We start from the raw sequence: 21,886 nt of genomic DNA, 5'->3' as shown, positions 1-21,886 counted from the left end.
GAGGGGTTACGTAACAGTTTGTAACGTAACGCTGCGAAAACTGCTGGGCGCATGGCTGCACTGCGTTGCGGACATGACTGGGCTTGCGGCATGATCGACCCACACGCGGATCACCGAATCCGCGCGGGATAGATCTGGGAGGATCCATGAACATCAAATCCGTTCTGGCGGCTTCGACCGCCGTGATGCTGGCTGCGCCGGCGATGGCCGAACCCACCGCAGAGGTGCTGCACTGGTGGACGTCCGGCGGCGAGGCGAAATCGGTCGCCGTCCTGCAGGAGCAGTTCGCGGCCGAGGGCGGCACCTGGACCGACATGCCCGTGGCCGGCGGCGGCGGTGACGCCGCGATGACCGCACTGCGCGCCCGAGTGCTGGCCGGCAACGCGCCGACCGCCGTGCAGCTGAAGGGCCCCGCGATCCAGGAATGGTACGAGGAGACCGGCCTGGCCGACATCGGCACCGTTGCCGAGGAGAACGGCTGGGCGGACGTGCTGCCCGCGCAGATCGCCGCCCACATGAAGTGCGAGGACCAGTGGTGCGCCGCACCGGTGAACGTCCACCGCGTGAACTGGATCTGGGGCAACAAGCAGATCCTGGACGAGAACGGCATCGAGATGCCCACGACCTGGGAAGAGTTCAACGCCGCGGCCGAGAAGCTGCAGGCCGCGGGCATCACGCCCCTGGCCCATGGCGGTCAGAACTGGCAGGACGCGACCATCTTCGAGACGGTCGTTCTGGGCCTGGGCGGGCCGGAATTCTATCAGCAGGCGCTGGTCGATCTGGACCCCGAGGCGCTGACCTCGGACACGATGAAGCAGGTCTTCGACCAGATGCGGACCATCCGCGGCTTTGTCGACGACAACTTCTCGGGTCGTGACTGGAACCTGGCCACGGCCATGGTCATGAACAACGAGGCCGCCTTCCAGATCATGGGCGACTGGGCCAAGGGAGAGTTCCTGGCCGCCGGCAAGCAGCCGGGCGTCGACTTCGTCTGCGCGCCCACCCCGGGCGAGGGCTTCCTCTACAACGTCGACAGCTTCGCCTTCTTCGAGCTGGACGGCGAGGACAAGCAGCAGGGCCAGGCCCTTCTGGCCAGCCTGATCATGGGCCCGGACTTCCAGAAGACGTTCAACCTGAACAAGGGCTCGATCCCGGCCCGCACCGACGTTGCGCTGGACGACTTCGACGACTGCGCCAAGCAGTCGAACGCCGACATGACCGCGGATGCGGAAAACGGCTCCCTGCTGCCCAGCTATGCGCATGGCATGGCGCTGCGCGGCGCGCCGGCCGGTGCGATCACCGACGTGGTGACCGCGCATTTCAACAGCGACATGTCGTCGGACGACGCCGTGGCGCAACTGGCCGACGCCGTCGCCAACGCGATGTGATCACGGCCTGACGACCCCGCGCCCCGGATCGCGGGCGCGGGGTTTTTCTTTGGGGGTTTACCGGAATGGAATGGCTTGAACGCAACGTGCCCAAGGTCGTCTTGGCGCCGTCCTTCGTGGCGATCCTGGTCTTTGTCTATGGCTTCATCGCTTGGACGGCCTGGATTAGCTTCACCCGCTCGCGGCTGATGCCGCGCTATGAACTGGACGGTATCACGCAATATCAGCGGCTGTTCGACGCCCCCCGCTGGGACGTGGCGATGAACAACCTGTTCATCTTCGGCGCCCTGTTCATCGTCATCTCGATGGCGATCGGGCTGATGCTGGCGATCTTCCTGGACCAGAAGATCCGGGCCGAGGGCGTCCTGCGCACCATCTATCTCTATCCCATGGCGCTGTCGCTGATCGTGACGGGCACCGCCTGGAAATGGATCCTGAACCCGGGCCTGGGCATCCAGCAGGCGATCCGCGGCTGGGGGTTCGAAAATTTCACCTTCGACTGGCTGATCAAGCCCGAAATGGCGATCTATACCGTCGTGCTGGCGGCCGTCTGGCAGGCATCCGGGTTCGTGATGGCGCTGTTCCTGGCCGGACTGCGCTCGGTCGACACCGAGATCATCCGCGCGGCCCAGGTCGACGGCATTCCCACGCACCGCATCTATTCCGCGATCATCATCCCGACGATGGCGCCGATCTTCCTGTCGGCCTTCATCGTGCTGGCGCACCTGGCGATCAAGGCGTTCGACCTGGTCATCGCGCTGACCGGCGGCGGACCGGGCTATGCCACCGACCTGCCCGCGACCTACATGTACGCCATGGCGTTCTCGCGCGGCGACCTGGGGCAGGCGGCGTCCAGCGCCATGATCATGATGATGGTCATCTTCGCCATCGTGGTTCCCTATCTCTACAGCGAATTGAGGCCGCGCCATGACAAGTAAGACCGTGCTGCGGTGGGGCCTGTACGGGATCCTGATTCTGTTCGCCCTTTTCTATCTGATGCCGCTGTTCGTCATGCTGACGACATCGCTGAAATCTTTGGAGGAGATCCGCACCGGCAGCCTGCTGGCCCTGCCGCGAGAGATCACCTTCGCCCCCTGGGCCGAGGCCTGGTCGTCCGCCTGCGCCGGCACCCAGTGCGAGGGCCTGCGCCCGTTCTTCTGGAACAGCGTCCTGATGGCCGTGCCCGCGGTGATGATCTCGACCATCATCGGCGCGCTGAACGGCTATGTCTTCGCCCAGTGGCGGTTCCGCGGCGCGAACCTGTTCTTTGCCGCGATCCTGTTCGGCTGCTTCATCACGTTTCAGGTGGTGCTGCTGCCGATGGCGCAGATGCTGGGCCTGATGGGCCTTGCGGGCACCATTCCGGGGCTGATCTTCGTCCACGTGATCTATGGCCTGGGCTTCACCACGCTGTTCTTCCGCAACTACTATGTCACCATCCCGCAGGAACTGGTGCGCGCGGCCAAGGTCGACGGGGCGGGCTTCTTCCGCATCTTCTGGTCGATCTTCCTGCCCATTTCGCTGCCGATCATCACCGTGTCGGTCATCTGGCAGTTCACGCAGATCTGGAACGACTTCCTGTTCGGCGTCAGCTTCAGCGGGGCCGGGTCGCAGCCCGTGACCGTCGCCCTGAACAACATCGTCAACTCCACCACCGGCGTCAAAGCCTACAACGTGGACATGGCCGCGGCGATCATCGCCGCCCTGCCCACGCTGCTGGTCTATGTCGTCGCCGGCAAATACTTCATCCGCGGCCTGACCGCCGGCAGCGTCAAGGGATAAGCCATGCCCATTCTGGAAATCGACCACCTGCAGAAAGCCTATGGCGACACCCATATTCTGCACGACATCAACATCAGCATCGACGAGGGCGACTTCCTGGTGCTGGTCGGCCCGTCGGGCTGCGGCAAGTCCACGCTGCTGAACTGCATCGCGGGGCTGGAGCCGATCACCGGCGGCGCCATCCGCATCGCCGACCGCGACGTGACGGGCGTCAGCCCCAAGGACCGCGACATCGCGATGGTGTTCCAGTCCTATGCGCTCTACCCGACGATGTCGGTCGCCAAGAACATCACCTTCGGCATGAAGGTGCGCGGCGTCGACAAGGCGACCCAGGCCACCAAGCTGGCCGAGGTGTCGCGCCAGCTGCAGATCGAACCGCTGCTGGACCGCAAGCCGGGCCAGCTGTCGGGCGGCCAGCGCCAGCGCGTCGCCATGGGTCGCGCCCTGGTCCGCGACCCCGCGCTGTTCCTGTTCGACGAACCGCTGTCCAACCTGGACGCGAAGCTGCGCGTGTCCATGCGGACCGAGATCAAGAAGCTGCACCAGGACCTGAACGCATCCATCGTCTATGTCACCCATGACCAGATCGAGGCGATGACGCTGGCCACCAAGATCGTCGTCATGAAGGGCGGCGTGATCCAGCAGATCGGCACCCCGGCCGAGATCTACAACAAGCCCGCCAACATGTTCGTGGCCGATTTCATGGGCAGCCCGGCGATGAACCTGATCCCGGCCCGCGTCCGGTCCGAGGCGGGCCAGACCCGGATCGAGATCGACCGCCCCGGCGACACGCCGCTGGTCATCACCGACCCGGTGGCCCGCGACCTGCCCGACCAGATCGTCCTGGGCGTGCGCCCCGAGGACATCCACGAGGCGACGGGCAATGCCCATCTGCCCGGAACCGCGCAGGGTGCGGGCGGCGACGTGATGATCGAGATCGTCGAACCGGCGGGTGCCGACACCTTCGCCGTCACCCATCTGGGCGGCAAGGCTGTCACCGCGCGGCTGCGCGCGGAAAGCGCCGTCCGGGCGCGCCAGCCGTTTCCGCTGGCATTCGACCTCTCGAAAGTGTCGTACTTCTCGCCTAAGGACGGGGAACGGCTGAACTGAGAAGGGGTGACAGCATGGCGATGCTTCTGGGCGATGTGGGCGGAACCAATGCGCGGATGGCGATCGCGCGCAACGGGTCCATCGACGCCGGCACGGTCACCCGCTTCAAGGGCGACGACTTTGCCAGCTTCGACGACGTGGTGCGCCAGTTCATGGCGGAACAGCACCAGCCCAACATCTCGTCCATGTGCATCGCCGTGGCGGGACCGGTCAGCGGCGGACGCGCGCGGCTGACCAACCGCGACTGGTCCTTTGACGAGGACAACCTGGCGCGGCTGACCGATGCCGACCAGGTGCGGCTGATCAACGACCTGTCGGCGCTTGGCTATTCCACCCCGTCGCTGGCGGGCGAACAGCTGGGCACGCTGCGCGCGGCCCCTGTGACCCGCGCCCGCAACGGGCAGGCGCTGGTCGTGGGCCTGGGCACCGGCTTCAACGTCTGCGCGGTGCGCGTGCTGCCCGGCGGCGCGATCACCGTCCTCGAGGCCGAGGAGGGGCACACCCATCTGCCCGCCAACATCATGGCCCGCCTTCAGGACCGCGTCGGCACCGCCGCCGCGGCCGGCTTCTTCTCGACCGAGGAGACGTTCGCGGGCCGCGGCCTGTCGCGCCTGCACGCCGCGATGACCGGCACCGCCCCCATGCGCAGCGAGGACGTCGCCCGCGCCGCCGAGGCGGGGGATCCGGCGGCCGTCGCGACCTATGACCTGTTCGCCGAACTGGTCGGGCTGTTGTGCCGCGAACTGTCGCTGCGCTTCATGCCGCTGGAGGGGCTGTTCCTGGCCGGCAGCGTGGGCCGCAGCATCGCCGACCGGATGGCGCTGTTCGAACCGGCCTTCCTGGCGGAAAGCCACATGCGCCATATCCCTGAAAACACGCCGGTCTTTCTGATCCGCGACGATATGGCGGCGCTGCACGGCTGCCTGGCGGCCCTGAGCTAGGCTTCGCCGGTCCCGCAAAGGTTAACTGCCAATCCGGGAAAATCCCCAAAGATTGCTGGATTCGCCCCGTCGATCCTGTTTGAATTGCCGCAAGCAAAAAGACGGGGCAGGCGATGCGGGCATATCTTAGGGCGATCCTGGTGGCAGGGACGGCGCTTGGCGTGGCGGGTGCCGCGATGGCGCAAAGCAGCTCTCCGTTCTCGGGCCTGTTCGGCGGCAGCAGCGAATCCGAGGGGCCCGTCGCGCTGGACGTGCAGGTCGCCGGCGGGGACGAGGGGCTGACCCGCCAGATCCGCCAATCGCTGCTGCTGACCGGCGCGCTGAACGAGGATCGCACCACCGGACAGGACGTGCTGGCGGCCGCGCGCGGCGATTACGCCCGCATCCTGGGCCTGCTGTACGATCAGGGGTTCTACGACGGCGCCGTGACCATCACCCTGGACGGGGTCGAGGCCGCCGAGGTGGCGCCCCTGGACGCGCCCGCCCAGGTGTCCCGTGTCGTCGTGACCGTCGATCCCGGCCCGGTCTTCCGCTTCTCACGCGCCCAGATGGCCCCGGTGGCCCCCGGCACCGAGGTCCCGGACGAATACGCCACGGGCGAGATCGCGGGCACCGGCGTCATGCGCAGCACGGCCCTGGCGGGTGTGGACGGTTGGCGCGCCTATGGCCATGCCAAGGCCGATGTCGCCGACCAGCAGATCGTGGCCGATCACGACGCCGATCAGGTCGACAGCCGCATCGCCCTGTCACCCGGCCCGGCCGTCACCTTCGGGCGCATGTCCGTCAGCGGCAACCAGCGCCTGAACGAACGCCGCCTGCGCAAGATCGCCGGCTTCCCCGAGGGAGAGCGCTTCGACCCCCAGGAACTGGACACCGTCCGCCAGCGCCTGCGCCGCACCGGCGTGTTCTCGGCGATCACCCTGCAGGAGGCAGAGACGCTGAGCCCCGGCAACACGCTGGACGTGGACTTGGCCGTGGTCGAACAGCCCCCCCGGCGCATCGGGGCCGGCGCCGAGATCTCGACCACGGACGGGGCGCTGGTGTCGGCCTATTGGATGCACCGCAACCTGCTGGGCGGGGGCGAGCGTCTGCGCATCGACGGGCGGATCAAGGACATCGGATCCGAGACCAGCGACCGCGACGACGAGTTGACGATCCGTCTGGAACGCCCCGCTACGATCACCCCCGACACCACCGCCTATGTCGAGGCCGAGGTGGCCCAGATGCGCGAGGAGGATTACGACGAGGACCTGGCGACGTTGGGTTTCGGTCTGAACCACATCTTCAGCGATCGCCTGACCGCCGACGCGGCGCTGGAATACCAGTACTCGCGCGTCTTCGACGCCAACGGGCGCACCGACTTCAAGGTCCTGGCCCTGCCGATGGACGTGATCTGGGACCGCCGCGAGGATCAGAACAACGCCAAGCGCGGCTTCTATCTGTCCGCCGAGGTGACGCCCTTTGCCGGATTCGAGGACACCAGTTCCGGCATGCGCGCCCTGGCCGAGGGGCGGGCCTTCCGGTCGTTCGGCGCCGATGACCGGTTCACCCTGGCGGGTCGGGCGCGGGCCGGATCGGTCTTTGGCAGCGAGCTTGCGACGACGCCGCGCAACTATCTGTTCTTCTCGGGCGGGGGCGGCACGGTGCGCGGCCATCCCTATCAGTCCCTGGGGGTCGAGGAGATCGCGGGCCCGGACGGCCCGATCAAGACCGGCGGCCTGTCGGTTGCCAGCGCCACGGCCGAATTCCGCGTCCAGGTGCGCGAGAAGATCGGCGTCGTGGCCTTTGCCGATTACGGCCAGGTCTGGACGGGCGACGCCTTCGGCGGCGAGGGCGACGATCATGCGGGCGCCGGTCTGGGCGTGCGCTATGACACGCCGATCGGTCCGCTGCGGTTCGACGTGGCCGGGCCGGTCAGCGGCGACACCGGCAACGGCGTGCAACTTTACCTTGGATTGGGGCAGGCATTCTAATGCGCAAGTTCTGGATCACCGCCTTTGTCGTCCTGTTCCCGATGGCCGTGCTGGGCCAAAGCGCCGCCGAGATCAGCGCCGAGGCCGACAGCGACCGCGGATTTCTGACCGGACTGCTGGAAAGCAACCTGTCCGGAGAGGGGCGCCAGGTGGTGATCGAGGGGTTCCAGGGCGCGCTGTCCTCGCGCGCGACCTTCACCGAACTGCGCATCTCGGACGAGGACGGCGCCTATCTGACCCTGCGCAACGGCGCGATCCAGTGGAACCGCAGCGCCCTGCTGCGCCGCCGGATCGAGATCGCGGAGCTGTCCGCCGACGAGATCCTGCTGCCCCGCCTGCCACAGTCGGACGAACCGGCCGTGCAGGCCGAGGCGCCGGTCTTTGCGCTGCCCGAACTGCCCGTGTCGCTGAACATCGAACAGATCCGCGCCGACCGCGTGATGCTGGGCGAACCGGTCATCGGGGTCGAGGCCGCGCTGAGCATCTCGGGCGGCATCAGCCTTGAGGGGGGCGAGGGCACGGCCCAGCTGACCGTCGATCGCCTGGACGGCCCGCGCGGCCAGTTCGTGCTGGACGCTGGCTATGCCAACGAGACGCAGATCCTGCGCCTGAACCTGGGCCTGGACGAGGCCGCCGACGGCCTGCTGGCCAACCTTGTCGGCATCTATGACAAGCCCGCCCTGACCGCCCAGATCAGCGGCGAGGGCCAGATCCGCGATTTCGCCGCCGACATCCGTCTGGCCACCAACGGCCAGCCCCGCATCACCGGAAAGGTGAGCGCCAACGGCCAGACCGGCGCCGACGGCACCCCCGGCACCGGATTCCGGTTCCAGCTGGGCGGCGATGTCGCGTCGCTGCTGCGACCGCAGGACCGGGCCTTCTTTGGCCAGGACACGCAGCTGCTGGCCGAAGGCTGGCGGGCCGAGACCGGCCGTCTGGACATTCCGCGTCTGGACATCCACACCGAGGCGCTGCGCATTGCCGGGTCGCTGTCGACGAACGACCAGTCCGCACCCCAGCAGGCCAACCTGCAGGTGATGCTGGGCCGCGATGCGGGCGCCCCGCAGGTGCCCGTCCCGCTGCCCTTCGCGGGCGAGGGGGCGACGGTGGATTCCGGGCGGCTGACCTTTGACTATGACGCGGCGCAAAGCGACGGCTGGCGCCTGGACGGGGGCATCGGCGCGCTGAACCTGGACGGGGTGGCGCTTGGCGCGCTGGACCTGGCCGGGCGCGGCCAGATCTTCCTGGACGAGGGCGCCCTGTCCGAGGTCATCGGCGCCATCGATTTTGCCGCCCGCGATCTGGATTTCGACGACGCGTCACTGGCCGAGGCCGTGGGCCCGCAGATCGAGGGGCGGACCGGGTTCAACTTTACCCCCGGCAACGCGGTCGACATCACCAACCTGCGGGTCCGTGGCGCGGATTACGGTCTGGACGGCAACTTCCTGGTCTCGGGCCTGGGCAGCGGCATCACGCTGTCGGTGGATGCGGGTGCCCGGTATACCGACCTGACGCGCCTGTCGGGCGTCGCGGGCCGGCCGCTGACCGGCAGCGCGGATGCCACGGTCGAGGGCTATTACGTCCTGCTGAACCGCAGCTTCGACATCGACGCGCGCGTGTCGGGCCGCGACATCGCGCTGGACCAGCCGCAGCTGGACCGGCTGCTGGACGGCGAATCCACGATCCTGCTGCAGGCGCGCCGCGACGAGCTGGGCCTTGAGGTCGAGGATTTCCGCGTCAACGCCAGCCGCCTGACCGCGACCGCGCAGGGCCTGATCAACTCGACCTCCAGCAATCTGCGCGCGCAGGTGTCCATGCCGTCGCTGGCGGATGCCGGCCCCGAACTGGGCGGGTCACTGGAGGCCACGGCCGAGGTCACCGGACCGCAGAACCAGCGGCGCCTGACCCTGAACGGTCAGGCCCAGGATCTGCGCATCGGCATCGAGGCGCTGGACAATGCGCTGAGCGGGCAGACCGAGCTGACCGCCAGCGCCCTGCAGACGGCGGAGGGCTTTCAGCTGGAGGATTTCCGGCTGGCCAATCCGCAGCTGAGCGCGGATGCGCAGGGCAGCTTTGCCCAGGGCGCGCTGGACGCCGTCGCGCGGGTGGCGGTCGTTGACCTGTCCTCGATCCGCGCCGATTGGGCGGGCGGGTTTCAGGCCCGCGCCACGCTGCGCGAGGAGGATGGCGCACGGCTGATCGACGTCACCGGCAGCGGGCAGGACCTGTCCCTGGGCGCGACGGGGGCGGATGGCGCGCTGACCGGGACGACCCAGCTGGCGCTGCAGGCGTCGGAACGCGACGGGGTCGTGACGATCACCGAGGGCCGGCTGACCAATGACCAGATGCGCGCGGTGGTGCAGGGGACCTATGGTCTGGGCGTCACCGATCTGACCGGCGACGTGAACGTCGCGTCGTTGGCGCCCTTCGGGCCGGGATGGCGCGGCAGCCTGCAGGCGCAGGGCAGCTTTGCCGAGGCCGGCGACGGCATCCGCAGGCTGGCCGTGACCGGGACCGGGCGCGACCTGTCCTTCGGTCAGGCGCAGGTGGACGGCGCCCTTGCGGGCGAGACGCGCCTGTCCGTGACCGGCACCGAACAGGGCGGCATCTTCACCATCGACACCGCGCAGGTCGAGAACCCGCGCCTGTCGGCCAGTGCCACGGGCCAGGTCGGCGCCGGGGCGACCGATGTCGCGGCCACGCTGAACGCGGGCGATCTGCGGTTCCTGGGCAACGGCATCAGCGGCGCGGTCCAGGCCGAAGCGCGGCTGACTGATGACGGCACCACGCGCCGGATCGAGACCACCGGAACCGCCAGCGGCCTGTCCCTGGGCCAGCCGCGGATCGATCCGATCCTGGCAGGGCAGACCCGGTTCGACGTGGCCGCCAGCCAGGGGGCGCAGGGCATCTCGGTCCAGCGGCTGAACGTGACCAACCCGCAACTGCAGGTGACCGCGGACGGGGCGCCCGCGACGGGCATCAACCTGAACGCGCGGCTGGCCGATCTGGGACTGATCGTCCCCGAATTTCCGGGCGCCGTCGCGGTGACCGGAACCGTGCGCGAGGAGGGCCCGTCCTTTGCGGTCGACCTGCGCGCCACCGCGCCGGGCAGCACCGACCTGCGCATCGCGGGCACCGCCGCCCGCGACGGATCGACCGTCGATCTGGGCGTCAATGGCAGCGCGGATTCCGCGCTGGCCAACACGACCCTGCGGACCCGCAGCGTGTCGGGCCCGCTGGCGATCAACCTGCGTGTCCAGGGCGCCCCGTCTCTGCAGGCGGTGTCGGGACAGGTGCGGCTGACCAACGGCCAGCTGGCCGATCCGGGCCTGGGCGTGCGGCTGGACGGGATCGACGTCACCGCCGGGTTCCAGTCGGGGCGGCTGCAGATCGACGGGGCGGCCAACGTCTCGGCCGGGGGGCGGGTGACGCTCTCCGGGCCGGTGGACCTGACGAACGGGGCGACCGACATCTCGGTCGCGCTGGCGCAGGTCGTGCTGCGCGACCCGAACCTGTACCAGACGATCATCGACGGGCAGGTCCGCTTCAGCGGAACGGCCGCGACCGGCCAGACCCTGTCCGGCCGCATCGACCTGGGTGAGACCGAGATCCGAATCCCCTCGACCGGCCTGGGCGGCGCGCGGGCGATCCCCGACATCACCCATGTCGGCAACCAGCGCCCGCCGGTCCGCGCCACGCGCGCCAAGGCCGGGCTGGAGCCCTATCCCAGCCAGGCCTCGCGCGACGCGGGCATGTCGGGGCCGCCGGCCACGCCGGGACGGCCGCCGGCGCTGGACCTGGTCATCAACGCGCCCAACCGGGTGTTCATCCGCGGCCGCGGGATCGACGCGGAACTGGGCGGCGGCTTCCGCATCCAGGGCACCGCCCGCAACGCGATCCCCATCGGCAACCTGCAGCTGATCCGCGGTCGGGTCGACCTGCTGGGCAGCCGCTTCAACCTGACCGAGGGTCTGGTCGAGCTGCAGGCCAGCCTGATCCCCGTCATCCGCCTGGTCGCCGAGACCGAGCGCGACGAGATCACCACCCGCATCATCATCGACGGAGAGGTCCGCGACCCCGACATCACCTTCGAATCCTCTCCGGAACTGCCGCAGGAGGAGGTGCTGTCCCAGCTGCTGTTCGGGCGGGGGCTGGACAGCATCAGCCCGCTTCAGGCGGCACAGCTGGCCAATGCCATCGCGGTGCTGGCCGGGCGCGGCGGTGACGGGATCATCAGCAACCTGCGCGAAAGCGCGGGCCTGGACGACCTGGACCTGACGACCGACGACGAGGGCAACATCGAACTGCGTGCCGGACGCTATCTGTCCGAGAACGTCTATACCGACGTCTCGGTGGGCGAGGGGGGGCGGTCGTCGATCAACCTGAACCTGGATATCACGCAGTCGCTGCGGGCGCGGGGATCGGTGGGCAGCGACGGGGGCAGCTCGCTTGGGGTGTTCTTCGAACGCGACTACTGATCAGTCGGCGCCGATCGCGCTGGACAGGGGGCGCGTGTCTTGGGGCAGGCCCTGGGACATCACCTGTCCCGAGGCGATGCCGAAACGCAGCATCCGCCGCCCGCCCGACAGGATGGTGACGGTCCAGCCCAGCAGCTGGCCCTGGGGGCCGGCCATCGCGCCGCTGGCCCGCGGCGCATCGGCATGGTTCAGCGCGTCGCGCAGCGCCGCAAAGCCCCGCCCGGCGGGGGCCGCGGCCTCCCAGGTGGCGATGGCATCCGCCAGGCTTTCGGGCGGCGCGCCCCACAAGCTGCGATAGGCCTGGTTCGACAGGACCAGTTGGCCTGCGTCCGAAAAGACCACCAGCCCGTCCTCCAGCCCGTCCAGGACATGCGCGCCCAGCAGCAGCTCTGCCCGGAATTCGCGGGTCAGCGACATTTCAGACGTGATGTTCTCGAACAGGAAGGCCACCGCGCCGTCAGGATGGGGGCGGCCGGTGACGCGATAGGTCTGCCCGCCCGGCAGGGACCATGTCTCGACGTGGTGGCCGTTGGCGGCGGCGCTTTCCAGATTGGCCATGTGCTGTCGCCAGCTGCGATAGTCCTTGGGTTCGGGCACCATGCGCTGTTCGCGCAGCTGGTCCAGGAAATCGAACAGCGACGGCCGCGCGGTCAGGAAGCCCGTCGGCAGGTTCGTCAGGTCGATCAGCGCCGGGTTGAACAGCTGCAGGTTCCGGCCCTGGTCAAAGATCGCCAGCCCGATCGGCAGGTCGGCGAATGTCTTGGTCAGGGTCTGGACGAAATCGCGCAGGCTGCGTTCAGCGCGCACGGCGGCGTCCGCGGGCAGGGCGAACATCATCACCTCGTCGCCCATGCGGTGGCTGTGGCAGTCGTACCAGGACACCGCGCCCTGATCCTCCAGTCCGGCGCGGCGGGTGGCGGTGCCTGCACCCGGCACGGGGCGCGGCGCGTCCAGCAGGCGGGGCAGGGGCCAACCAAGCGCCTCGTCGGACCGGGCCTCGGCACGGCGCAGATAGGCGGCGTTGGCCCAGGTCACGCGGTCCTCCTCATCCAGGCGCCAGACCAGCATCGGCGTCTGGTCCAGCGCGCCGCGCAGCAGGTCCAGCTCCTCCTCCATCGCCTGCAGGGACATCGAATCGACCACGATGCCCGCATGTTCGGCGCCCGGATCGGTGACGCTGACGCGCCACAGCCGGTCGCCCAGATCCTCGGCAACAAGGCGCAGGGTAGCACTGCCCCGCCCCTGCTGGCCCACCAGCTCGATCCGACCAAGGCGGGGCAGCATGGACAGGCGGTCGGGCGCGTCGGGAAAGCGCGGTCCGATCCAGCGCATCAGGCGCAGCCAGTCGTCATCCGGCGCGCCCATCCGGTCCAGCAGCGCGCGGGCCGGCGCGGTCGCGTCGACCAGGCGTGCGGCGCGGAACAGGAACACCATCGGCTGCACCTTGCCGTCCAGCGCGTGCCCGGCCCGTGCCGCGCGGCCCTGGCCCGGTTGTCGGCGGTCCCAGACCCGGATCACCGCCACCGCCAGAAGCACCGAAGCCGTCCCGCACAGGACCGCCATCGCCACAAGACCTGCACCCTGAATGTCCACTGCCGACGCCCCCTTCCGTTCGATGGGACCATAATCCGGGCTTGATTAACAGGGCGTTAAGAAACTCAGGCGTCGAAGGTCGGATTGTGGGCCAGCGCGATCCGGTCCTGCGCGCGGATGCGGTCCAGCGGCCAGCGCACCGACACCATGGCACCCGGCCCGCCATTGGCAAAGGTCAGCCGCGCGCCCGACCGTTCCAGCAGCGTCTTGGCGATGAACAGGCCCAGGCCCATCCCTTCGTAGCTGCCGCGCTGCGCCTCGGCGCGCCGGGTCAGATAGGGGTCGCCGATCCGCGACAGCAGGTGCGGCGGATAGCCCGGCCCGTCGTCGCGCACCGTGACGACCAGCGCGCCCTGGGTCACCTGGGTCTCGATCACGACGCGGTTTTCTGCAAAATCGACGGCGTTCTGGATCAGGTTGCGCAGTGCGTGGATGATGGCCGGATCGCGGTGGATCACCGGGCCTTCGGCATGGATCTCGATCAGGGGGCCGCGGTCCATGTGGGGCTGGGCGGCGTCCTCCAGCACGGCGCGCAGCGGGGCCGCGCGCATGTGCAGGTCGTCCTTGCCCGCGCGCCCCATGCTGCGCAGGATCGCCGCGCAGCGGTCGGCGCTGTCGCGTAGGGCGATGGCATCGGCATGCAGGTCGGGGCGGTCGCGCAACTCGTCCGCCAGTTCGCCGGCGATCAGCTTGATGGTGGCCAGGGGGGTGCCCATCTCGTGCGCGGCGGCCGCCACGACGCCGCCCAGATGCTGCAGACGCTGTTCGCGCGACAGGGCCATCTGGGTCGCGAACAGCGCGCCCGAGGTGTCCGACAGTTCCGCCGTCACCCGATGCGCGTAACCCGCAAAGAACACCACGCCGATGACCAGCGCGACCCAGTGGCCGACCGCCAGGATCGGCTCCATCCGCAGGATCTGGCCGTCCGGATCGCGCAGCGGCAGCCCGAAGACCGCCGCGACCGAGATCAGCGCCACCGTGGCCAGCCCCAGGGCCAGCACCTGCCGCGCGTTCAGCGACGCGGCCGCGATCGTGACCGGCGCCAGCACCAGCAGCGCGAAGGGATTGGCCATCCCCCCGGTCAGCGCCATCAGCGTCGAGATCTGGACCAGGTCGAAGGACAGCTGCCGCACCGCACGCCCCGGAGAGGTCCGTTTGTGCGGGCGCAAAAACAGCCACAGGTTCATGGTGATCGACGCCGCGATCAGCAGGATGATCGGCGTCTTGACGAAGCCGATGCCCATCATCCACGCGACGATGACTGCGGCCATCTGCCCGCCGATGGCGAACCAGCGCAACAGCACCAGCGTGCGCATGCGGATCGGTTCGGCCTTTGGGGTGTCGATCGGCCGCGACATGGCCTGGTGCAGGTCGGGATCGGCGATGTCGTCGGGGGCTGTGGATGTGGACATCGTCGACCCTTGCTGCGACATTGCCCGATCTTGATACCCGCGCGCCGATGGACGATCAATGCGGGCATTTGACACGCGAAGGAGGCCCGCCAATGACGGACCGGAAAATCCTGCTGATCGGCACTGCGGCCGCCATCGGCGTGCTGGCGGGCGGGGCGCTGTTCCTGACCATGCGTCCGGGCGACGACCAGTTCGCGCAATGCAGCAGCAGCAGCGTCGCGGGGGGCATGGATGCCTTTGGCACACCCTTCACCCTGACGCGCGACGACGGCCAGCGTGTCACCGACCAGGATGTCTTCGACAAGCCGACGCTTCTCTATTTCGGCTATACCTTCTGCCCCGACGTCTGCCCCCTGGACAGCGCCCGCAACGCCGAGGCCGAGGCCCTGCTGACTGAGGCCGGAGAGGATGTGCAGACCGTCTTTGTCACCGTCGATCCCCGCCGCGACACCCCCGAGGTTCTGGCGGACTATACCGAATTGTTTTCCGACCGCATGATCGGCCTGACCGGCAGCGACGAGGAGATTGCCGCCGTAAACAAGGGCTGGCGCAATTACTTCAAGCTGAATGACGAAGAGGATCAGGAATATTATCTGGTCGATCACATGACAAATACCTATCTGGTGATGCCAGGCGGAAAGACGGTCGAATTCTTTTCCCGCGAAACCACCCCCGAACAGATTGCCGAGACCGTCGCCTGTTATGCCGATGCCTCTGCATAAGGCAGTTTGTCGCATGGGGTTTGATATTGCCCGCGCGGCTTCCCATTTGCCGTTAAATTCCGTGAAAAGGCCAACAGATGGATCAGTTGAACGCACAAATCGGCCCCGACGCCTCGCTGCTGCTGGTCGACGATGACGAAATCTTCGTGACCCGCCTGGCGCGCGCGATGGAAAAGCGCGGGTTTCAGCCGGAAACCTCGCTGACCGTGGCCGGTGCGATGCGCCTGATTGAACGCCGTGCGCCCGCCTATGCGGTCGTGGACCTGCGTCTGGAGGACGGGAACGGCCTTGACGTGGTCGAGGCGCTGCGCGAACGGCGCGCCGATGCCCGTATCATCGTCCTGACCGGATACGGCGCCATCGCCACGGCCGTCGCCGCGGTGAAGATGGGTGCCACAGATTATCTGGCAAAGCCTGCCGACGCGAATGACGTGACATCCGCATTGCTGTCCAGCGGAGAATTGCTGCCGCCGCCACCGGAAAACCCGATGTCCGCGGATCGCGTGCGGTGGGAACATATTCAGCGCGTCTATGAGCAATGCGAGCGCAATGTCAGTGAAACCGCGCGCCGATTGCATATGCATCGCCGGACATTGCAGCGTATTCTGGCAAAACGCGGACCACGGTGACGATTTAAATATATTGAACGTTTAAAGAAACGGTCTATATTGGATGGGGATTAACATTCCCTATATAGAAACCGGAACCAATGAGCATCGATTTCGACACTATGTCCCTCAAGGAAATGCGCGACCTGCGGACCAAGCTGGATCGCGCGATCAATTCCTATGAGGACCGCAAGCGGCGCGAAGCCCTGACGGCCATCGAGGAAGCCGCGCGCGAGCATGGCTTCAACCTGTCCGAGCTGACCGGCGCCAAGACGCGCAAGTCCGGGACCGTCGCCCCGAAATACGCCAACCCGCAGGACCCGACGATGACCTGGACGGGTCGCGGCCGCAAACCGCGCTGGGTGCAGGAAAGCCTGGAAAGCGGCAAGGAGCTGGACGATCTGCTGATCTGATCCACGCATCGCCGACGTGATCGACAGGGGGCCTTTGCGGCCCCCTTTTGCGTTTCAGCGTGTCTTGTCGATTAGGGCGATCAGCTGTGCGAACTGTTCAAGATACGCGGCCCGTGTCTGGGCGGGCGGGCGCAGGGTGATCTGCAGGTCTGGCAGCATCTGCGCCTCGGGGACGGGGAAAAGACGCCGCGCCTCGGGCAGGGCAAAGCCTGCGATGGTCACGGCCTCCAGGCGGGCGGACACGCGGTCGGCGGCCTTGATGCGCCGCTTGACCGCCACGGGCAGCGTCGCGGGCAGGCCGAACCGACGGTGGATGGCCGAGGCCAGCCGTTCATCCATCGCCCTGTATTCCCGCCCCAATGCCGCCTTGACCGGAGAGATCATGTCCCCGATCACGTATTCCGGCGCATCATGCAGCAGGGCCGCCAGCCGCCAGCAGGGATCGCCGCCGGGGTTCAGCCCGTCGAAGATCTGTTCCACCAGCAGCGAATGTTCGGCCACCGAATAGGGCCAGTCGCCGCGCGTCTGGCCGTTCCAGCGCGCGACGAAGGCCAGACCGTGGGCGATGTCCTCGATCTCGATGTCGAAGGGCGTCGGGTCCAGCAGGTCCAGCCTGCGGCCCGACAGCATCCGCTGCCAGGCACGCGATGCGGGCTTGGCCATTGGGCCTCAGGACAGGCGCTGATCAGCGGGTGCCGCCTGCGCGGTCTGGGCGCGGCGCGCCAGTTCCTGGCGATACAGCGCCACGAAATCGACCGGGTCCATGTTGAACGCCGGGAATCCCCCGTCGCGGGTCATGTCCGAGATGATGCGACGCACATAGGGGAACAGCATCCGCGGGCATTCGATCATCAGGAAGGGGTGCAGCTGATCCTGCGGCACGCCCTCGATCTGGAACACCCCGCCATAGTCCAGCTCTGCCAGGAACAGCGTCGCGCCGTCGCCCTTGTTGGTCGAGGTGACGCGGTACTTGGTGATCACCTCGAACTGGGTGTCGCTGCCGCGCTTGCGGGCGTCCAGGCTAACCTGGACGGTGATCTCGGGCTGGACCTCGCCCTGGGGTGCGCCCTTCTGGGCCACGGCGTTCTCGAAGGACAGGTCGCGGATGAACTGTGCCATGATCTGCATGCGCGGCTGTGCCGCTGCTGCGGGCTGTGCGCCGTTCTGCGGGGTTTCTTCGGCCATGGTCCTACCTTTGTGATGCGGATTTGTCCCAGCTTGTAGCAGGCCGGCCGCCTGCCCTCAATGCCGGGTCCAGCCCGACCCGCGTCCCGGCCGCGAGGGCCCCGTGTCGTCGGTGTCTAGCGGCAGATCGACGGGCGGACGGCGGTCGTCCTCGTCTGCCACGACGAATTCGCCGTCGATCACGCCCTTGTCATAGGGCGGGCGATGCGGGTCGCGGCGCATCGTCGCAGCATGCATCTGGACCCGCGATGCCCGCACGCGGCGCGCAAGCTGCGCCATCAGCATCGTCCGGACCGCGGGGATCAGCAGCAGCAGACCCAAGGCATCGCTGAAGAACCCCGGCAGCAGCAGCAGCAGGCCCGCGGCGATGATCATCGCGCCATGCGCCAGCGGGCGTGACGGATCGCGCATCTCGGCTAGGCTGCGCTGGATCTGCATGCCGGCCCGCGCACCCTGGCTGCGCATGATGGCGACGCCGGCCACCGCCGACAGCAGCACCAGCGCCAGCGTGGGCCACAGGCCGATCAGGCCCCCGACCTGGATGAACAGCGCGATCTCGATGATCGGCACCACCAGAAACATGGCGATCAGCCGCATGTGAATTCCCCTTCCTGCCGGCGCGGAAACTGGACTTGCGCCGAGGCACTCCCTACATAATGCACAGACCGCCCGATACCAACGACCCGTTATGACCCAGAGGTTGCCTGCATGTCCAACCCGCTTCTTCAGCTGATCGTCCTTGCCGGGATCGCGATCTTCCTGATCCTACGGCTGAAAAAACGTGCTGGGGACGCGTGACGGCTTTGAGCCGCCGCAGGTCGACCAGCCGACGGCCAGCACCACGCCCGCCCGTTTCGAGGTGATCGAGGGGTCTGCTGACGAGGTCGATCACGACATCCTGGATCATGCCGAGGCCGGCGGTGCCGCGGCCAAGGCGCTGGCCGCGATGAAACGGGTCGAACCGTCGTTCGGGCTGCGCGATTTTCTGGGCGGTGCCCGCAGCGCCTATGAGATGATCCTGATGGCCTTCGAACGGGGCGATCTGACCGAGGTGCGCCCGTTCCTGTCCGATCCCGTGGCAGAGGCGTTCCAGTCGGTGATCGACCAGCGCGTGGCCAACGGCCAGACGGTCGAGGCGACCTATCTGGGTACCCGCGACACCAAGCTGGCCGCGGCCGAGTTCGACCCCGCGACCGGTCTGGCCGAGATCTCGATCCGATTCGTAGGAGAGCTGATCGCCGCGACCCGCGACGCCGACGGCACGGTGATCGATGGCGATCCCAAGGCTTCGCGCAAGCAGAAGGACACTTGGACCTTTGCGCGCCGCATGGGCCAGGACGATCCGAACTGGCAGCTTGTCGCGACAAGCTGATGCGCCGGCGCAGGGGCCTGACGCCCGAAGACCGGGACCTGTGGTCCCGCGTCGCCCGAACCGCAGAGCCGCTTGACCCCAAGCGCAAAGGACAGGCCGCCGATCTGGCGGCCTTTTCCGCATTCGTCGCACCGCCCGCGGTCGCCCCGGCCGCCGCGCCGCCGCAGCCGCAGGCGATGCCCCGGTTCCGCATCGGTCAGGCCGCCAAGCCCGCGACCCCCGTCGTCGCGCGCCCTCAGACCCCGACCGAACATCTGGCCCAAGCTGGGCTGCGAATGGATGCCCGCACGCATCGCAAGATGAGCCAGGGCAAGCTGCGCCCCGAGGCCCGTCTGGACCTGCACGGGCTGACGCTGGCCGCGGCGGGACCGGAATTGCTGCGGTTCATCCTGTCCTGCCATGCGTCAGGGCTGCGGCTGGTGCTGGTCATCACGGGCAAGGGGCGGGGCGATCACGGCCCGCTGCCGACGCGGCCCGGCGCGCTGCGCCATCAGGTGCCCTATTGGCTGCACAGCCCTCCCCTGGCGGCGGTGGTCCAGCAGGTGACGGCCGCGCATTTCCGTCATGGCGGCGACGGCGCCTATTACGTCTATCTGCGCAGGCCGCAATGAAAGACGCCCCCCGAAATCGGGGGGCGCTGGCGTCAGGTCAGTGTGGTCGCGTCAAAGCCTGACGTTGGACTTGGGTCCGGCAAAGTACCAGATGATCAGGCCGACCACCGGCAGGATCACGATCAGCAGGATCCACAGGATCTTGGACTTGTTGCTGGCATTGGTGTTGATGATCTGCGCGATCGCCCAGACATCCAGTGCAAAGATGATGACGCTGAAAAGCCAACCCATGTGATCCGTCCCCTGTTGTGTTCAGCCAGCCAACACCACAGGCTGGCCGCAGGTTCCCCCGTTCACAGCACGTAGCGCGACAGGTCGGTCGACCGCGACAGATCGCCCAGATGGCGTTCCACGAAATCGGCATCGACGCTGACCGACTGGCCGCTGCGGTCCGGGGCGGTGAAGGACAGCTCCTCGAACACCCGCTCGATCACGGTGTACAACCGGCGTGCCCCGATGTTCTCCACGGATGCGTTCACCTCGGCCGCGATGCGGGCCAGGGACGCGATGCCGTCCTGGGTGAAATCGACCGTCACGCCCTCGGTCTGCATCAGCGCGGTGTACTGGCGCGTCAGGGCGTTGTCGGTCTCGGTCAGGATGCGGATGAAATCCTCCTCGGTCAGGGCGCGCAGTTCGACCCGGATCGGCAGGCGGCCCTGCAACTCGGGCAGCAGGTCCGACGGCTTGGCCACATGGAACGCGCCCGAGGCGATGAACAGGATATGGTCCGTCTTGACCGCGCCGTATTTCGTGCTGACCGTCGTGCCCTCGATCAACGGCAGCAGGTCGCGCTGGACGCCCTCGCGGCTGACATCGCCGCCGCGCGCCTCGGCACGGGCGCAGACCTTGTCGATCTCGTCGATGAAGACGATGCCGTTCTGCTGCACGGCCTCCAGCGCGGTCGCCTTGACCGCGTCGTCGTCCAACAGCTTGTCGGCCTCCTCGGCAATCAGCAGCTCATAGCTCTCCGCCACTGTCACCTTGCGGCGCACCTTGCGGCCGCCGAAGGCCTTCATCAGCCCCGACAGATCCATCATCCCGCCCAAGGGCTGGCCCGGCTGGCCCGGCATTTCCATCCCGCCAAGCGGGTTGGAATTGTCCTGCACCTCCAGCTCGATCACCGTGTCGTCCAGCTCTCCGCGCTTCAGCTTGTCGCGGAACATCTGGCGGGTGCCGTCACGGGCGTCCTTGCCGGCCAGCGCCTCGACGACACGCTCCTCGGCGGCCTTGTGGGCACGGGCCTTGACCGCCTCGCGCATCCGCTCGCGCGTGTCGATCATGGCGGCGTCCGTCAGGTCGCGGATGATCTGTTCGACATCGCGACCGACATAGCCCACTTCGGTGAACTTGGTCGCTTCCACCTTGATGAAGGGCGCATTGGCCAGCTTGGCCAGGCGGCGGCTGATCTCGGTCTTGCCGACGCCGGTCGGTCCGATCATCAGGATGTTCTTGGGATACACCTCGTCGCGCAGGTCGTCGCCCAGCTGCTTGCGGCGCCAGCGGTTGCGCAGGGCCACGGCGACAGCGCGCTTTGCATCGCTCTGCCCAATGATGAACCGGTCCAGTTCGGACACGATCTCGCGGGGGGTCAGGTCACTCATGTCGTTCTCCACGGGGTCCGGCGCCGTGCACCGCGCGCCCCTTCTTCTTTGTCCAAATACCCATCAACCGATGGTTTCGACCGTCAGACGCCCGTTGGTATAGACGCAGATGTCGGCCGCGATCTGCATTGCCTTGCGCGCGATCGCCTCGGCATCCAGATCGCTCTCCAGCAGGCCCCGCGCCGCGGCCAGGGCAAAGTTTCCGCCCGACCCGATGGCCGCCACATCATGTTCGGGCTCCAGCACGTCGCCCGCACCGGTCACTACCAGCAGGTCGGTCCCGTCGGTCACGATCAGCATGGCCTCCAGGTTGCGCAGGTACTTGTCCATGCGCCAATCCTTGGCCAGATCCACGCAGGCGCGCTGCAGCTGACCGGGCGCGGCCTCCAGCTTCTTCTCCAGCCGTTCCAGCAGGGTGAAGGCATCGGCGGTCGATCCGGCAAAGCCCACGACCACGTCGCGCCCGCCGGGGGTCAGGCGGCGCACCTTGCGCGCGCTGCCCTTCATCACGGTCGGACCGACGCTGACCTGCCCATCGCCCGCCACGACCACCTTGCCGCCCCGGCGGACCGCCAGGATCGTGGTGCCATGCCAGCCGGGAAACTTGTCATCAGCCATTGCGCGCTCCGTTCTGTCTACGTTGGGGCAGCAGATATGGACGCCCCGCCCGGCTTGCAACCCGTTGAAAACCGTCCGG

The 21,886-nt window shown here is 67.8% G+C and carries 19 protein-coding genes and 1 pseudogene; 12 read left to right on the top strand and 8 right to left on the bottom strand.

All coding sequences use genetic code 11. From position 1 onward, the window contains the following. The first annotated feature begins 146 nt into the window (after positions 1-146). The 7 genes from F1642_RS08305 to F1642_RS08275 all read left to right on the top strand — a co-directional run bounded on the left by F1642_RS08305 (position 147) and on the right by F1642_RS08275 (position 11,672). Entirely contained in the window at positions 147-1,388 is a 1,242-nt protein-coding gene (locus tag F1642_RS08305; protein ID WP_045981925.1) for an ABC transporter substrate-binding protein, read from the top strand. A 65-nt stretch (positions 1,389-1,453) separates the two neighbouring features. Then, entirely contained in the window at positions 1,454-2,326 is an 873-nt protein-coding gene (locus tag F1642_RS08300; protein WP_045981926.1) for a carbohydrate ABC transporter permease, read from the top strand. Then, positions 2,316-3,170: a carbohydrate ABC transporter permease gene (locus F1642_RS08295; protein WP_194885974.1), complete on the top strand. Its 855-nt coding sequence runs from the start codon at positions 2,316-2,318 to the stop codon at positions 3,168-3,170. The genes F1642_RS08300 and F1642_RS08295 overlap by 11 nt, the downstream gene beginning before the upstream one ends. A gap of 3 nt (positions 3,171-3,173) precedes the next feature. Continuing rightward, positions 3,174-4,280 carry an ABC transporter ATP-binding protein gene (locus F1642_RS08290; protein WP_045981928.1) on the top strand — a complete coding sequence of 369 codons (1,107 nt, stop codon included), beginning with the start codon at positions 3,174-3,176 and terminating at the stop codon, positions 4,278-4,280. Between the two features lie 14 nt (positions 4,281-4,294). Next, the gene (locus tag F1642_RS08285) at positions 4,295-5,221 is read left to right on the top strand and encodes a glucokinase (RefSeq protein ID WP_194885973.1); all 927 of its coding nucleotides are present in this window, start codon (positions 4,295-4,297) and stop codon (positions 5,219-5,221) included. A gap of 113 nt (positions 5,222-5,334) precedes the next feature. Then, positions 5,335-7,194, top strand: coding sequence for an autotransporter assembly complex family protein (locus F1642_RS08280; protein WP_045981930.1), 1,860 nt, complete (start codon positions 5,335-5,337; stop codon positions 7,192-7,194). Then, a complete protein-coding gene (locus tag F1642_RS08275) occupies positions 7,194-11,672 on the top strand; it encodes a translocation/assembly module TamB domain-containing protein (RefSeq protein ID WP_194885972.1) in 4,479 nt (1,492 codons plus the stop codon). Before F1642_RS08280 ends, F1642_RS08275 begins: the two co-directional genes overlap by 1 nt. On the opposite strand, the gene F1642_RS08270 is transcribed toward F1642_RS08275, so the two are convergent. Continuing rightward, the gene (locus tag F1642_RS08270; protein WP_370582836.1) at positions 11,673-13,265 is read right to left on the bottom strand and encodes a PAS-domain containing protein; all 1,593 of its coding nucleotides are present in this window, start codon (positions 13,263-13,265) and stop codon (positions 11,673-11,675) included. A 65-nt stretch (positions 13,266-13,330) separates the two neighbouring features. After that, the gene (locus F1642_RS08265; protein WP_245008407.1) at positions 13,331-14,677 is read right to left on the bottom strand and encodes an ActS/PrrB/RegB family redox-sensitive histidine kinase; all 1,347 of its coding nucleotides are present in this window, start codon (positions 14,675-14,677) and stop codon (positions 13,331-13,333) included. 92 nt (positions 14,678-14,769) lie between these two features. Between F1642_RS08265 and F1642_RS08260 the strand changes: the two genes are divergently transcribed. From F1642_RS08260 to F1642_RS08250, 3 genes are all read left to right on the top strand, one after another. Beyond that, positions 14,770-15,399, top strand: a complete 630-nt coding sequence (locus F1642_RS08260) for an SCO family protein (protein ID WP_194885971.1) — start codon at positions 14,770-14,772, stop codon at positions 15,397-15,399. A gap of 77 nt (positions 15,400-15,476) precedes the next feature. After that, positions 15,477-16,028 (top strand): ActR/PrrA/RegA family redox response regulator transcription factor, encoded by a 552-nt coding sequence (locus F1642_RS08255; RefSeq protein ID WP_042252328.1) that lies wholly within the window; start codon positions 15,477-15,479, stop codon positions 16,026-16,028. Between the two features lie 80 nt (positions 16,029-16,108). After that, complete coding sequence (locus tag F1642_RS08250) at positions 16,109-16,420, top strand: H-NS family nucleoid-associated regulatory protein (protein ID WP_046000505.1); 312 nt, start codon at positions 16,109-16,111, stop codon at positions 16,418-16,420. Between the two features lie 54 nt (positions 16,421-16,474). Here F1642_RS08250 and F1642_RS08245 read toward each other — a convergent pair whose 3' ends face one another. From F1642_RS08245 to F1642_RS08235, 3 genes are read right to left on the bottom strand one after another with little or no spacing between them, the layout of a single operon-like run. Continuing rightward, positions 16,475-17,083, bottom strand: a complete 609-nt coding sequence (locus F1642_RS08245) for an HD family hydrolase (protein ID WP_046000504.1) — start codon at positions 17,081-17,083, stop codon at positions 16,475-16,477. 6 nt (positions 17,084-17,089) lie between these two features. Next, positions 17,090-17,605 carry a protein-export chaperone SecB gene (gene secB, locus F1642_RS08240; RefSeq protein ID WP_045981936.1) on the bottom strand — a complete coding sequence of 172 codons (516 nt, stop codon included), beginning with the start codon at positions 17,603-17,605 and terminating at the stop codon, positions 17,090-17,092. Between the two features lie 57 nt (positions 17,606-17,662). Next, positions 17,663-18,202 (bottom strand): FxsA family protein, encoded by a 540-nt coding sequence (locus tag F1642_RS08235; protein WP_139598295.1) that lies wholly within the window; start codon positions 18,200-18,202, stop codon positions 17,663-17,665. Between the two features lie 111 nt (positions 18,203-18,313). On the opposite strand from F1642_RS08235, the pseudogene F1642_RS08230 reads away from it, so the two are divergent. Together F1642_RS08230 and F1642_RS08225 are read left to right on the top strand one after the other, a co-directional pair. Continuing rightward, positions 18,314-18,977, top strand: a pseudogene (locus F1642_RS08230) (Tim44/TimA family putative adaptor protein). Further along, complete coding sequence (locus F1642_RS08225) at positions 18,977-19,588, top strand: Smr/MutS family protein (RefSeq protein WP_194885970.1); 612 nt, start codon at positions 18,977-18,979, stop codon at positions 19,586-19,588. The pseudogene F1642_RS08230 and the gene F1642_RS08225 overlap by 1 nt, the downstream one beginning before the upstream one ends. Positions 19,589-19,639: 51 nt before the next feature. Here F1642_RS08225 and F1642_RS08220 read toward each other — a convergent pair whose 3' ends face one another. From F1642_RS08220 to hslV, 3 genes are all read right to left on the bottom strand, one after another. Then, positions 19,640-19,819 carry a PLDc N-terminal domain-containing protein gene (locus F1642_RS08220; RefSeq protein WP_045981940.1) on the bottom strand — a complete coding sequence of 60 codons (180 nt, stop codon included), beginning with the start codon at positions 19,817-19,819 and terminating at the stop codon, positions 19,640-19,642. Positions 19,820-19,881: 62 nt separating this feature from the next. Beyond that, positions 19,882-21,189, bottom strand: a complete 1,308-nt coding sequence (hslU, locus tag F1642_RS08215) for an ATP-dependent protease ATPase subunit HslU (RefSeq protein WP_046000841.1) — start codon at positions 21,187-21,189, stop codon at positions 19,882-19,884. A 63-nt stretch (positions 21,190-21,252) separates the two neighbouring features. Next, entirely contained in the window at positions 21,253-21,807 is a 555-nt protein-coding gene (gene hslV / locus F1642_RS08210; protein ID WP_046000500.1) for an ATP-dependent protease subunit HslV, read from the bottom strand. Positions 21,808-21,886: the final 79 nt, after the last annotated feature.

The sequence above is a fragment of the Paracoccus sp. NBH48 genome, from assembly GCF_015390265.1.
GTDB classification, from domain to species: domain Bacteria; phylum Pseudomonadota; class Alphaproteobacteria; order Rhodobacterales; family Rhodobacteraceae; genus Paracoccus; species Paracoccus marcusii.
The sequence above is the reverse complement of the archived record's forward strand: the minus strand, read 5'-3'. Positions and strand labels throughout refer to the sequence as shown.